The organism is uncultured Mailhella sp. (assembly GCF_944324995.1).
Taxonomy (GTDB): domain Bacteria; phylum Desulfobacterota; class Desulfovibrionia; order Desulfovibrionales; family Desulfovibrionaceae; genus Mailhella.
This window is the reverse complement of record NZ_CALUYL010000005.1, coordinates 54,626-66,793: the sequence shown is the minus strand read 5'-3', so window position 1 is coordinate 66,793 and position 12,168 is coordinate 54,626. Positions and strand designations below refer to the sequence as shown.

At 61.0% G+C, this 12,168-nt stretch carries 10 protein-coding genes; 2 read left to right on the top strand and 8 right to left on the bottom strand.

The window, feature by feature from the left end:
• Window positions 1-87: 87 nt before the first annotated feature.
• Window positions 88-1,560, bottom strand: coding sequence for a bifunctional heptose 7-phosphate kinase/heptose 1-phosphate adenyltransferase (locus tag Q0K02_RS03910; protein WP_294485266.1), 1,473 nt, complete (start codon window positions 1,558-1,560; stop codon window positions 88-90).
• On the opposite strand from Q0K02_RS03910, the gene Q0K02_RS03905 reads away from it, so the two are divergent.
• The gene (locus tag Q0K02_RS03905) at window positions 1,559-1,792 is read left to right on the top strand and encodes a hypothetical protein (RefSeq protein ID WP_294485264.1); all 234 of its coding nucleotides are present in this window, start codon (window positions 1,559-1,561) and stop codon (window positions 1,790-1,792) included. The two genes, Q0K02_RS03910 and Q0K02_RS03905, sit on opposite strands and share 2 nt — an antisense overlap.
• 500 nt (window positions 1,793-2,292) lie before the next feature.
• Here Q0K02_RS03905 and ppdK read toward each other — a convergent pair whose 3' ends face one another.
• Window positions 2,293-4,941: a pyruvate, phosphate dikinase gene (ppdK, locus tag Q0K02_RS03900; protein WP_294485262.1), complete on the bottom strand. Its 2,649-nt coding sequence runs from the start codon at window positions 4,939-4,941 to the stop codon at window positions 2,293-2,295.
• A gap of 714 nt (window positions 4,942-5,655) precedes the next feature.
• Between ppdK and Q0K02_RS03895 the strand changes: the two genes are divergently transcribed.
• The gene (locus Q0K02_RS03895) at window positions 5,656-6,870 is read left to right on the top strand and encodes an aminotransferase class I/II-fold pyridoxal phosphate-dependent enzyme (RefSeq protein WP_294485260.1); all 1,215 of its coding nucleotides are present in this window, start codon (window positions 5,656-5,658) and stop codon (window positions 6,868-6,870) included.
• 824 nt (window positions 6,871-7,694) lie between these two features.
• Here the strand turns inward: Q0K02_RS03895 and Q0K02_RS03890 are convergent.
• The 6 genes from Q0K02_RS03890 to Q0K02_RS03865 all read right to left on the bottom strand — a co-directional run bounded on the left by Q0K02_RS03890 (window position 7,695) and on the right by Q0K02_RS03865 (window position 11,557).
• Window positions 7,695-8,240, bottom strand: a complete 546-nt coding sequence (locus tag Q0K02_RS03890) for a cytochrome c biogenesis protein CcdA (protein WP_363315660.1) — start codon at window positions 8,238-8,240, stop codon at window positions 7,695-7,697.
• Between the two features lie 196 nt (window positions 8,241-8,436).
• Window positions 8,437-8,817 (bottom strand): thioredoxin family protein, encoded by a 381-nt coding sequence (locus Q0K02_RS03885; protein ID WP_294485258.1) that lies wholly within the window; start codon window positions 8,815-8,817, stop codon window positions 8,437-8,439.
• A gap of 26 nt (window positions 8,818-8,843) precedes the next feature.
• A complete protein-coding gene (locus tag Q0K02_RS03880) occupies window positions 8,844-9,281 on the bottom strand; it encodes an arsenate reductase ArsC (RefSeq protein WP_294485257.1) in 438 nt (145 codons plus the stop codon).
• A gap of 238 nt (window positions 9,282-9,519) precedes the next feature.
• Window positions 9,520-9,768 carry a thioredoxin family protein gene (locus tag Q0K02_RS03875; RefSeq protein WP_294485255.1) on the bottom strand — a complete coding sequence of 83 codons (249 nt, stop codon included), beginning with the start codon at window positions 9,766-9,768 and terminating at the stop codon, window positions 9,520-9,522.
• Between the two features lie 284 nt (window positions 9,769-10,052).
• Complete coding sequence (locus Q0K02_RS03870; protein ID WP_294485253.1) at window positions 10,053-11,138, bottom strand: permease; 1,086 nt, start codon at window positions 11,136-11,138, stop codon at window positions 10,053-10,055.
• A gap of 68 nt (window positions 11,139-11,206) precedes the next feature.
• Window positions 11,207-11,557 carry a helix-turn-helix domain-containing protein gene (locus Q0K02_RS03865; protein WP_294485251.1) on the bottom strand — a complete coding sequence of 117 codons (351 nt, stop codon included), beginning with the start codon at window positions 11,555-11,557 and terminating at the stop codon, window positions 11,207-11,209.
• Window positions 11,558-12,168 lie beyond the last annotated feature (611 nt).

Sequence of the window (12,168 nt, the reverse complement as noted above, 5' to 3'; positions counted from 1 at the left end):
GGTTCCGTGCTTCCACAGGCGTCAAACGCCCTGCATCAACAAAAAAGCCGGACGCGTTCTGCGTCCGGCCTCAGAATTTCGAGCGTCTCAGCCCTTCATCCGCGCGATTGTCTGCGTGGTGGAGTAGCCGTCGAGCCGCGAGAGCGTGACGGCCTTGCCGCCGTAGCTTTCCACAAACTGCGCCTCGGGCCAGCGGTCGATGGTGTAGCCTTCCTTGAGAATGACGTCGGGACGAATGGCGTCCACGAGGGGCAGGGCGGTGTCGTCGTCGAACATGATGACGAAATCCACAAATTCCAGCGAGGCGAGCAGCAGCGCGCGGGTCTTTTCATCCTGAATCGGACGTTCCGGCCCCTTGAGCCGCTTGATCGAGGCGTCGGTGTTCAGGCCCACCATGAGCACGTCGCACTGCGAGCGCGCCTGCATGAGAGAATGCAGATGCCCCTGATGCAGCAGATCGAAACAGCCGTTGGTGAAGCCCACCTTTTTGCCCTGTTCGCGACACTGCGCCGCAATGGCCGCGGCCTCGCGCCGACTCACGATCTTGTTCTTCTGCTTCCAGCCGGGCCCCGTTGAAGAGCGCCGCCGCGAAAGCGCGTCGAGAATTTCCTGCGCGGTCACGCAGGAGGTGCCGAGCTTGCCTACCGCCACCCCGGACGCAATGTTGGCCAGCTTCATGGCGTCCTGAATGTCGGCTCCGGCCGCGAGCGACGCCCCGAACGTTGCGAGCGACGTGTCGCCCGCGCCCGAAACGTCGAACACTTCCCGCGCCTCGGTGGGAATCCGGAACACTTCGTCGGGATGCGCCGCCGAAACGAAGGCCATGCCGTATTCGCTCAGCGTGACCAGCAGATTCCGTATGCCGTAGCGCTCAAAAAGCCGGGTCGCCCCTTCGCGCAGCCTGTCCTGAAAATCCGGCTCGGAGGGATGACAGCTCAGGCCCGTGGCCTGATTGAACTCCTTAAGATTGGGCTTCACCACCGTGGCCCCGGCGTACTTCGAGTAATCGTCGCCCTTGGGATCAACAATGACGGGCTTTTGCGCTTCCACACACGCCTTCACCACACGCTGACAACGCTCCGGGGAAAGCAGTCCTTTCGCGTAGTCGGAAAGCAGCACAATGTCCGCTTCCCGCACGCGCTCTTCAAGCTTCGAGCCGAGAATCTCGTCGTCGCACTGGAAACGACGCTCGTTGTCGATGCGCAGCAGATGATTGTTGCCCGCAATCACGCGCGTTTTTTCAATGGTGGGAAATCCGGGAACCACCAGCGCGGCCACATGATCGCATACCTGCTCCAAAAGCGCATGCACCTGCCGCCCCGCCTCGTCGTCGCCGATGAAGCAGATGATGTCCGCCGAGCAGCCCAGACTGTGCAGATTGGCCACCACGTTGCCCGCTCCGCCGAGCATCTTCTTCTCGCTCTGAAAATTGAAAACGGGTACAGGCGCTTCCGGCGAAATACGCTCAACCTTCCCGTAAAGAAAATGATCGAGCATCACGTCGCCGATACAAAGCACCCTGATCTTCCTGTACCCCTTGACAATGGAGGAAAGCAGCATGGTCGCTCCCAAACGTTGCAGTCTTCAAAAAAAAGAGAGCGCCGCCGCCCCCTCAGCCCCAGCAAGAATACCAGCCGCTAAAACCGAAGTAAAGAAGAGGAAGGAAAGGGGGGAGGGGAAGAATGCGGGGGAAGAGAGGGAAAATTTTGAAAAATTTTCCCTCTCTTCCCCCGCGCCCCCATCTCTCCTTTCAAAACTTTTTAATTTTTATGGGGAGGGAACAGGGGGATGAGAAGGGAAACGAAACATGGGGGGAGAGGCAAAGGGAGAGGAATAATTGAAAAAGCGTTGAGAGAACTCTTTTCGGTTTGCTTTTGCAACACTCGATGTTTTTCCCAAAAAAACATCTGGAAATCCCATCCTTTGACACGACTGTCCGGCGAAGGCCGGACAGGAGTCGGCCACCGCAGGTGGGTCCGACAGGACACACCTGCACTGAGTCCGCAGCCCGAACAGCGTCCGCCAGGCACACCACCCCTCGCAGTCCCAGCCTTTCCGACATCACGCCATTTTCGGCAACGCTCTCTGCCTGCACACTCCCGCCCGCCGAGGGCGAAGCCTGAGGCGGAAACAGGGGGGCGCGGGGGGAATTATTTCCCCCGCATGCCTTTCCTGTCTTTTCTGCCTTTTCTGCCTTTCTCGGGGCTATCTTGGCGCTGAACGTGTTGAGGCCGCCCGAGGGTTCCTCTGCGACCTCTGGGGCGGCCTCTGTTGGCAGTGACTATTCAGGGGTTATTCCTTGTTTCTGGGGAACTTGAGGGCGGCCTGGGCGGCGGCGAGGCGGGCGATGGGGATGCGGTAGGGGGAGCAGCTGACGAGGTCGAGGCCTGCCTGGTGGCAGAATTCGACGGAGCTCGGGTCGCCGCCGTGTTCGCCGCAGATGCCGATCATGAGGCCGGGTCTGGTTTTACGGCCTTCGTCGATGGCGATTTCCATGAGTCTGCCTACGCCCTTGCGGTCGAGGACGGCGAAGGGGTTGTCCTTGAGGATATGCTGGTTGATGTACACGGGGAGGAACTTGCCTTCGGCGTCGTCGCGGCTGAAGCCGAAGCAGGTCTGGGTAAGGTCGTTGGTGCCAAAGCTGAAGAATTCCGCGGCCTCGGCGATTTCTCCGGCGAGCAGGGCGGCCCGGGGCAGTTCTATCATGCTGCCGCACAGGTAGGGGAATTCGACCTTATGCAGTTCCATGCATTCCCTGGCGATGCGGTCGCAGCGTTCCTTGAGCATGGCCATTTCGGCGAGGCTGATGGTGAGCGGGATTTCGATTTCCGGCAGGGGGGTGTAGCCGTCGCGCGCGAGTCTGGAGGCCGCGTTGAAGATGGCGTACATTTGCATTTCATAGACTTCGGGGTAGGTGATGCCGAGGCGGCAGCCGCGGTGGCCGAGCATGGGATTGACTTCATGCAGCTTTTCGACCTGGGCGAGGAGACGTTCCTTTTCAGCGAGCAGGTCGGGGTTGTCGCCGCGCACGCGCAGTTCGGTGGTTTCCACGAGCAGCTTGTCGAGGCTGGGCAGGAATTCGTGCAGCGGCGGATCGAGCAGGCGGATGCACACGGGCAGGCCGTTCATGGCCTTCAGAATGCCGTAGAAGTCGTTTTCCTGCATGATCTGGAGGGGCAGGAGCGCGGCGGTGCGTTCTTCGGTGGTTTCGGCAAGGATCATCTTCTGCACGTAGGGCAGGCGTTCCTGCGCCATGAACATGTGTTCCGTGCGGGTGAGTCCTATGCCTTCCGCGCCGAAGCGGCGGGACTTTTCGGCGTCTTCCGGGGTATCGGCGTTGGCGCGCACCTGAAGATCGCGCACCTCGTCGGCCCATCCGAGGATGGTCTGATACTCGTGGGAGAGTTCCGGATCCTTGAGGGGCACGGCTCCGAGAATGACGCGTCCGGTAGTGCCGTCGATGGAGATGAGATCTCCCTTCTTCACCACGGTGTCACCCACGGTGAACTGCTGATCGTCGTAATCCACGGTGACGGCTTCGCAGCCGCACACGCACGGCTTGCCCATGCCGCGCGTGACCACGGCCGCATGACTGGTCATGCCGCCGCGGCTCGTGAGAATGCCCTGCGCCTGCACGATGCCGTGAATGTCGTCGGGAGTGGTTTCCACGCGCACGAGTATCACCTTGGCGCCCATGCGGCCGAGATGTTCGGCCTCGTTGGCGTCGAACACCACCGAACCGAACGCCGCGCCCGGCGAGGCGGCCAGACCCGTGGCCAGCACGTGCGGATTCGCCGAGCTGTCGATCTGCCGGTGGAGCACGTTGGCGAGGTGTTCGGGATCAATGCGGAGAATGGCTTCCTTCTTGTCGATGAGGCCTTCGTCCACCATTTCGCAGGCGATTCTGAGGGCTGCCTGCGCGGTGCGCTTGCCGTTTCTGGTCTGCAGGATGAAGAGCTTGCCGCGTTCGATGGTGAGCTCGATGTCCTGCATGTCGCGATAGTGCTTTTCGAGGGTTTCGGCGATGCTGCTGAACTGATTGTAGATTTCCGGCATTTCGTCGGCAAGGCGGGCGATGGGCTTCGGGGTACGCACGCCGGCCACCACGTCTTCGCCCTGGGCGTTGAACAGGTATTCGCCGTAGAGCTTCTTTTCGCCGGTGGAGGGGTTGCGGGTGAAGGCCACGCCGCTGCCGGAGTTTTCGCCCATGTTGCCGAACACCATGGACTGAATGTTCACGGCGGTGCCGAGGTTGTGATCTATCTTGTTGATGGTGCGGTACACGATGGCGCGGTGATTGTTCCAGGAGCGGAACACCGCCTCGATGGCGAGCAGAAGCTGTTCATGCACGTTTTCGGGGAAATCGCCGCCCACTTCCTGCCGATAGAGTTCCTTGTAGCGTTCGATGACGGTTTCAAGCGACTCGACGGAAAGTTCCTGATCGAGCTCGACGCCCTGCGCGGCCTTCTGTTCCGCGAGAATGTGCTCGAACTTTTCCTTGGGGACTTCCATGACCACGTCGGAGAACATCTGAATGAAGCGACGATAGGTGTCGCAGGCGAACCACTGATTGTTCGTGAGCCTTGCCAGCGCGGGGAAGGTCACCTTGTTCAGGCCGAGGTTGAGAATGGTGTCCATCATGCCGGGCATGGAGAACACGGCACCGGAGCGAACCGAAAGAAGGAGCGGGTCGTGTTCGTCGCCGAAGCGCTTGCCCACCTTTTCTTCCACCCTGGCGAGGGCGGTCATGACCTCGTCCACGAGTCCTTCGGGCAGCTTGCCGCCGTGAGCGTAGTAGTCGCGGCAGGCGTCGGTGGAAATGGTCATGCCGTAGGGGACGGGAAGGCCGAGATTGGTCATTTCCGCCAGATTGGCTCCCTTGCCGCCCAGCAGACTCTTCATCTGTGCATTCCCTTCGTGGAACAGATACACGTACCGCATATGGACGTTCTCCTTCATCGCTAGAGGGTGACAGTTCTTTGCTTCAGGATACGAAACTCCCGGATTTCGGTCAATACGGGAAAAGAGTTTTACAAGGTTTCTGCAGAGAGCGGCGGAAAAAGAAACTTTTTTCAGGCGGCCTGCGGCGGAAAATCGCAGCGGAAGAGATGCCGCTGAGCGGTCACATGCGGTCGCGACGCACGGAACATCCGAAAATCGTTGCGGCGCAGTCGCTTTGAAAAACTGCGCGCGGGGCTTTTCCCCCGGCACGGAAACGCGCATTCGTGGGTTCTGCGTCGGGGCCTGATTCGGCTTTTTCACCCTGGGGAACGGAGACGCGAGCGCCGAGCTTAGGCAGGGCAGGAATGAGGGACTTTTCCCCCCTGGAGCACGGGAACGCGCCCGGCGGACGCCCGGCGAAAAGAAGGCCTGCCCGCATCGCGTCAGAAAAAGATTCCCGAAACGCCGGAAAGCGTCGTTTTTCCGTTCCGGGCGAGCACCGCAGGCGACGAATACGCGCGAGACGGGAGCGCATCCGTTCTTTTTCCGGCTCCGGAAGGCGGCAAGGGCGGGGAATTCTGCGATTTTTTTTCGACAGGCCCGAGTTTTTGTTTGCGTCCGCAGAGAATAGTGCTACGTTTATCGTTGTGACGGCATTGTGCAGTCGGCACACTGAACGACAGCCGCTAAAAAACACTCCGGAGAAGCCCTACGATGAGAACTTTTTCAAAATCCAGCAAGCTCGACAACGTTCTTTACGACGTGCGCGGACCTGTCGTGGACGAAGCCGCCCGCATGGAAGAAAGCGGCATGAAAATTCTTAAGCTGAACATCGGCAATCCCGCGCCGTTCGGCTTTTCCGCGCCCGAAGAAGTGATTTTCGACATGCGCGATTCCATCGTGCAGTCGCAGGGCTATTCCGAGTCGCGCGGCATCTTCTCCGCCCGCAAGGCCATCATGCAGTATGCCCAGATAAAGAATATCCCCAACGTCACCATGAAGGATATCTACACGGGCAACGGCGCCAGCGAACTCATTCAGCTTTCCATGCAGGCACTGCTCAACAACGGCGACGAAATACTCATTCCCTCGCCCGACTATCCCCTCTGGACCGCCTGCGCCAACCTCGCCGGCGGCAAGGCCGTTCACTACATCTGCGACGAGGAATCCGACTGGTACCCCGATCTTGATGACATGGAAAGCAAGATCACCGACAGAACCAAAGCCCTCGTCATCATCAATCCCAACAACCCCACCGGCGCGCTCTATCCCGTGGAAGTTCTCGAACGCATCGTGGATATCGCCAGACGTCACGAGCTCATCATCTTTTCCGATGAAATCTACGACCGCCTCGTCATGGACGGCGAAAAGCACGTGTCCATCGCCTCCCTCGCGCCCGACCTCTTCTGCGTGACCTTCAGCGGACTTTCCAAGTCGCACATGGTCTGCGGCTTCCGCGTCGGCTGGATGATCCTGAGCGGCAACAAGAGCCTCGCCGCAGACTACATCGCCGGCATCAACATGCTTTCCAACATGCGCCTGTGCTCCAACGTGCCCGGTCAGTCCATCATCCAGACCGCCCTCGGCGGCTACCAGAGCGTCAACGAGTACATCGTGCCCGGAGGCCGCATCTACGAACAGAGAAACTTCATCTATGAGGCACTCAACAGCGTGCCCGGCATCTCCGCCAAAAAGCCCAAGGCCGCATTCTACATCTTCCCCAAAATCGATACCGAACGCTATCATATCATCGACGATACGCAGTTCGCCCTGGACTGCCTGCGCGAAACCCGCATCCTCTTCGTTCCAGGCTCCGGCTTCAACTGGAAAAAGCCCGACCACTTCCGTATCGTCTATCTGCCGCGCATCTCCATTCTGGAAGAAGCGGTGGACAAGCTGGCCGCGTTCCTGCGTGACTACCGTCGCTAGGCGCGTCCGCCCGGCCGACGCTCTCCACGCGGGCGGCTGTGGCCATCCTTGAAACAAGCCCCGCTCCCAAGGCTCCTGCTCCTGACAGGAAGCCCGAAGAGCGGGGCGACTTTTTTAAAGGCAGGAAAGGCAGAAAAGGCAGGAAAGGCATGCGGGGGAAATAATTCCCCCCGCGCCCCCCTGATTCTGCCTCCCGGCTTCGCCGGTTCGGCAGGCGCCGAAGGGAAGGCATGGAGCGTTTCTGAGAACGGGCGGGAGTGCGGAAAGGCAGTGACGCCGGGCTTGGTGTGCTTGGCAGTCACTGTTCGGTCTGCGGTCTCAGTGCAGGTGTGTCCTGTCGGACCCACCTGCGGTGGCCGACTCCTGTCCGGCCTGCGCCGGACAGTCGTGTCAAAGGAAGAGATTTCCAGATGTTTTTTGGGGGGATACTGAATGCCGCAAAGGTAAACCGAAAAGTGTTCTCTCAACGCTCTGGGGTCCGCGGGCGACATCAAGAGCCCGCGCCGACGGCAGCAAGCAGCCGGAATTCACTTCCGGCGTTAAACGCAGCCGCCGTCGTACAAGTGAGGCAGCTCGTACAGAGTGTCTTGCGCAAACGGGCTTGGGTGTTTTTCGGGAGAGCTGCAAAGTCAGAAATAATTCCCCGACAAAGTCGGGACAAGCCCCCCCCCGTGTCCCCCTGATCCTGCCTCCCGGCTTCGCCGGACAGGCAGGACAGGGTGAACGGGAAGATTATGCCCTAAGCTATGGGCGAGGGCGGGCACGGGCAGACGTCCTGCCCCTGCACGGGAGGCATTCTCGCCCCGGCGGCATGCAAGGCGGCGTCAGTTCATTCCCGGCATGCCCGCCACCGCCGTTGCAAGAAAGTAGAGGCCCACGGCCACAACGAGAAGTCCGGCGGCACGGCGGCCCCATGCGGAGGCGGTACGCATGCCTCTCGATTCCACGAGGCGCTGACAGAGCGCCACGGAACTCCCCGCGAGGGCGATGGGCAGGCAGTGCCCGGCGGCAAAGACGACAATGAGCATGAGTCCTTCGGCCACGCGCTGCTGCATGGTGATGATGGCGAGAATGGGCGCGATGAAGCCGAAGGTGCATGCGCCGGAAAGTATGCCGTAGGTGCCTCCGAGCACGAACGCTCCCCGGTAGCCGCGCAGGGAGAAGCGCCCGAGGCCCTTGCCCGGAAGGCGGCACGCCGTCACGCCCATGAGGTCGAGGCCGAGCCACACGAGCAGCGCGCCCACAGGCAGGCCCCACAGCGGGGGCACGTCGCCCAGCATGCGCCCGAGCATGGAACAGGCAAGCCCCACGACGGCGATGGACAGAAACAGTCCCGCGCTGAACACGACGGCGTAGGTCCCGGCTTCCATTCCTGAGAGAGCGTTCCTGTCCGGCCACGTACCCGGTCATGAGGGGAATCGACGCCAGGTGACAAGGGCTGAACAGCACGCTCACCACGCCCCAGAGAAAGCAGCCGACGAGCGCGTAGCCGAGTGAGTCGGCCATCCACATGTTGATGGTAAGGAGAAAGTCGTTGAACATCGCAAGAACCGTTCCTGCCGAGCGTCAGCGCGCGGAAGCACCGTCGGCTTCCGAAAGCAGGGCGTCCAGGATCTTCCGTATGCCCGCTTCATCCAGAAAGCCGACGTGTCTGGAACGCTCTCTGCCGCTGCCGTCATAGAATATCTGCGTGGGAATGGCGCTGATGCCGAATTTCTCGGGCGCTTCACGATCCTTCCGCATGTCGATGAAGACGATTTCAGCCCGGCCTTCGTAAAGTCCCTTCACCTTTTCAATCACGGGAGCCATCATTTTGCAGGGAATGCAGGTACCTGCTCCGATGTCGACCATGGTGACCCTGCCGGGCACGGGAACCTCCCCGGCGCAGACGGGGGAAGAGTACAGCAGAAAAACGGAAAAAACGGAGAGAAAAAGGCGTCTGAACATGGGAAGTCCTGCCGAAGCGTTGAAGATCAGCGGAAAAGAAAGGGAAAATTGTCGGGAAATGAGCGGAGAAAAAGGGCGATTTCGTCGCGTACCCTGCGGTAGACCGTCAGCGCTTCCTCACGACTGCCGGCTTTTCCGATCAGCGCAGGAGGATCGTCGAAGCCCCGGTGAACGATCATGTCTCCCCCGGGAAAAACGGGACAGCTTTCCCGGGCGTTGCCGCAGAGCGTGACGATCAGGTCGAAGTCCGCGGCGGGCAGCTCGTCGATGCCCTTCGGCTTTTGTCGGGAAAGATCCGCTCCCAGTTCCGCCATGACTTCCCGGGCCATCGGATCAATGCACTGCGCCGGGGCGGAGCCGGCGGAAAAGGCTTCGAGCGAGGGCAGAAGAAGACGGGCGAGGGCTTCGGCCATCTGACTGCGGCAGCTGTTGCCGGTACAGAGAAAGAGAATGCGTTTTTTCATGCGGTGCTCTGTGCTGAACGGGAGGGATGCCTCTGCCGGACGGCGCAGCCTTGCCGCTTTAGTGTCTGACGACATTGCCGGTCGGAGAGGCGGCAGCCCTTCGGAAAAACTGCCGGAAGCGGAGGCGGACGCGTGGCGAGGGCCGACGGGTCGGGGCGGAGATTCGCGCCGCTTCGGCGCGGACTTTTCCTGCCCGGCGGGGAAAGGCGGAACCGGTTCGTCTTTCCCCGCAGAACAGTTATGCCTTTTCCGCTGCGGTCATGATCCAGGAGACGACTTCTTCTCTGGAGGGCACACGGCCGGAGCAGACGAGCGCGCCGTCGATGGAAACGGCGGGGGTGGAAAGAACGCCTGCGGCCATCATGTCGCGCAGGTCGGACACCTTTTCCACGTCGGCGGGCATGCCGGAGGCTTCCACGGCCTCGCGGACGATGTGTTCGGTTTCTTTGCACTTGGAGCAGCCGGGGCCGAAAACTTTGATGATCATGGCAACCTCTTTATGGGAGTTTGTAGCCGCGTCCGCAAAGGGCGCGGCAGGGAAGAAACGGGGGGCAGAGAGTGCCGGGGAAAGTTTCGAGGCTTCTTTGCACGTTTCTCAGTGCCTCATTGATCGACTTTCTCCGAAATTTTGCTCGGTAGCTGCGCTTCGGCTGACGGCAGGCGAAGCCTGACGGCAGAAATGAAAAGTTTTGGGGAAGAGGGATGGGGGCGCGGGGGAAGGGAGAGCCCCTTTTGAAAAAGGGGGCTCTCCCTTCCCCCGCAAACTCTCTCTTAGAACAGCGCGTTGAGGAGCCAGCCGGTGAGGGTGAAAACCACCCACAGGTAGCCGATGAAGGCGGCCTGGAGTTTTGCGGTCATGATCTGTCTGAGCATGACGACTTCGGGGATGCTGGCGGCGACGGCGGACATGCAGAAGGCCATGGTGGTGCCTATGGGCATGCCCTTGGTGAGCAGGCCTTCCATGACGGGCACGATGCCGGTGACGTTGGAGTAGAGGGGAATGCCCACGATGACGGCGGCGGGCACGGTCCACCACTCTCCCGCGCCGAGGTTTTCGGCGAACCAGTTGGCGGGCACGAGGCCGTGCAGGGCTGCGCCGATTGCCACGCCCACGATGACCCATTTCCAGACGCGGCGGAAAATGGAGATCATTTCTCCGAGGGCGAACGTATGCCGCGCACGCACGGTCAGCCGTTTTCTTCCGCCCGAAAGGGGAATGACGGGCGTTTTCATGGCGTCGAGCACGAAGGGCTGGAGCCAGCGCCCGGCCCGGATGGAATCCATGAAGAGCCCGCCGATCATGCCTGCGGCAAGCCCTGCGGCCACGTACACCACGGTGAACTTCCAGCCGAGCAGGCCCCAGAGCAGCACCACGGCGATCTCATTGATGATGGGCGAGGTGATGAGAAACGACATGGTGATGCCTATGGGAATGCCCGCCGTGGTGAAGCCGAGAAAGAGCGGCACGCTGGAGCAGGAGCAGAACGGCGTGACGGCGCCGAACATGGCGCCGAGCGCGTAGCCTATGCCGCGCTTCTTGCCCGCCAGAAAGTCGCGCACGCGCTCGGCGTTGAGGGCGGCACGCAGCCAGGAAATCACATAGATGAGCGCGACGAGCAGAAGCAGAATCTTCACCGTGTCGTAAAGGAAAAATTCCAGCGACGCGCCGAGGTGCGACTCGCGCGCAAGGCCGAGAGCATCGTACACGATCCATGCCGCCGCATTCTGAATGCAGGAATAGGCCGTCCACCACAGCGCCGCCAGCACAACAATCGTCGCGCCGTAGCGCAGAAGCCAGCGTTTTTCTTCCTTGTCGTCCGTGCCGCGTTCAGGCTCGCGGCCGTCTGTCATACGCATGGAAAAAGCTCCTTTAAATGATACTTGTTGAACTATTGAAATATACTGCGCGAAAGAAGGGCGGACCCTCAGCGTTCGGGCAGAAAGCAGGGATCGACGTGACTTTCCCTGCGGAACTTGCGGCAGCACTCCGGATTGTCGGAACAGCATTCCGAAGTGAGGTAGGCAATGATGTCCAGCATGAGCGGGATGGAAGCCTTGTAGCGCATGTAACGGCCTTCGCGTTCCACGGTGACGAGCCCGCTCTGCACCAGCGCCTTCAGGTGGAAGGACAGGTTGGTGGCGGGAATGTCCAGAAGCCGCGAAATGTCGCCGGCCACAAGACCGTCGGGCGCGTTTTTCACGAGCAGACGGAACACGTCGAGACGCACGTCCGACGAGAGGGCTTCAAAGATTTTGCTGGCGCTTTTGCTTTCCATGGGTGAACAGTTCAACAAAAGTTGAAATATGTCAAGAGCAGGGGGGAAGAAAAAATGGGAATGCCGCGGAATGAGGTTGTGCGCCTTCGAGGAAGGCCGGTTCGTCCTGTGAGCGGACGGAGGGTGCAGAACTCCCCGGGGGCTTGGACAACGCGAATCAAAGGCCCAGCGGCGATCATCCGGCGGGGAATGCTTCCGAGGCTGTGGAAAAGCGCCTTTCTCGGAGCGGGCGAGCGGTTCCGCCCGAAGCATGCCTTCGCGCCTGCGGAAAACTTTCGTGGAAAGGCGTGGCGGCCTCTGCGGCTTTCGGGAATCCCCGACTTACGACCTGCCCGGCGTCCGCCGGAGGGGCGGAGCGGCAGAAGCGTGCGAGTCTGCGAAAAACGGCGGGGCGTTTCGAGGCTCGGCAAGGGACGAGCCGCGCTCTCGGAAAACGCAGGTCGAAGCGCTCGCGGACGAAGCCGCGTGTGCGGCAGGAGCGGGGCGCGCGTGAGGCGTCGCAGGGGCGGAGGGAGCGCCCGGCGCGGCGATGACGCCGCAGCTCGCTCGGGAGGCAGAAACGGGCAAGACCGGCCGTTGCCGCACGGCCGGACGTCTTGTCGGCGTCTTGC

Bases quoted from the DNA above. Each gene is read 5' to 3' on its own strand.
- Q0K02_RS03910 (WP_294485266.1), bottom strand. From the start codon at position 1,560: ATGCTGCTTTCCTCCATTGTCAAGGGGTACAGGAAGATCAGGGTGCTT.
- ppdK (WP_294485262.1), bottom strand. From the start codon at position 4,941: ATGCGGTACGTGTATCTGTTCCACGAAGGGAATGCACAGATGAAGAGT.
- Q0K02_RS03905 (WP_294485264.1), top strand. From the start codon at position 1,559: ATGGTCGCTCCCAAACGTTGCAGTCTTCAAAAAAAAGAGAGCGCCGCC.
- Q0K02_RS03880 (WP_294485257.1), bottom strand. From the start codon at position 9,281: ATGAAAAAACGCATTCTCTTTCTCTGTACCGGCAACAGCTGCCGCAGT.
- Q0K02_RS03875 (WP_294485255.1), bottom strand. From the start codon at position 9,768: ATGATCATCAAAGTTTTCGGCCCCGGCTGCTCCAAGTGCAAAGAAACC.
- Q0K02_RS03865 (WP_294485251.1), bottom strand. From the start codon at position 11,557: ATGGAAAGCAAAAGCGCCAGCAAAATCTTTGAAGCCCTCTCGTCGGAC.
- Q0K02_RS03895 (WP_294485260.1), top strand. From the start codon at position 5,656: ATGAGAACTTTTTCAAAATCCAGCAAGCTCGACAACGTTCTTTACGAC.
- Q0K02_RS03870 (WP_294485253.1), bottom strand. From the start codon at position 11,138: ATGCGTATGACAGACGGCCGCGAGCCTGAACGCGGCACGGACGACAAG.
- Q0K02_RS03885 (WP_294485258.1), bottom strand. From the start codon at position 8,817: ATGTTCAGACGCCTTTTTCTCTCCGTTTTTTCCGTTTTTCTGCTGTAC.
- Q0K02_RS03890 (WP_363315660.1), bottom strand. From the start codon at position 8,240: ATGGAAGCCGGGACCTACGCCGTCGTGTTCAGCGCGGGACTGTTTCTG.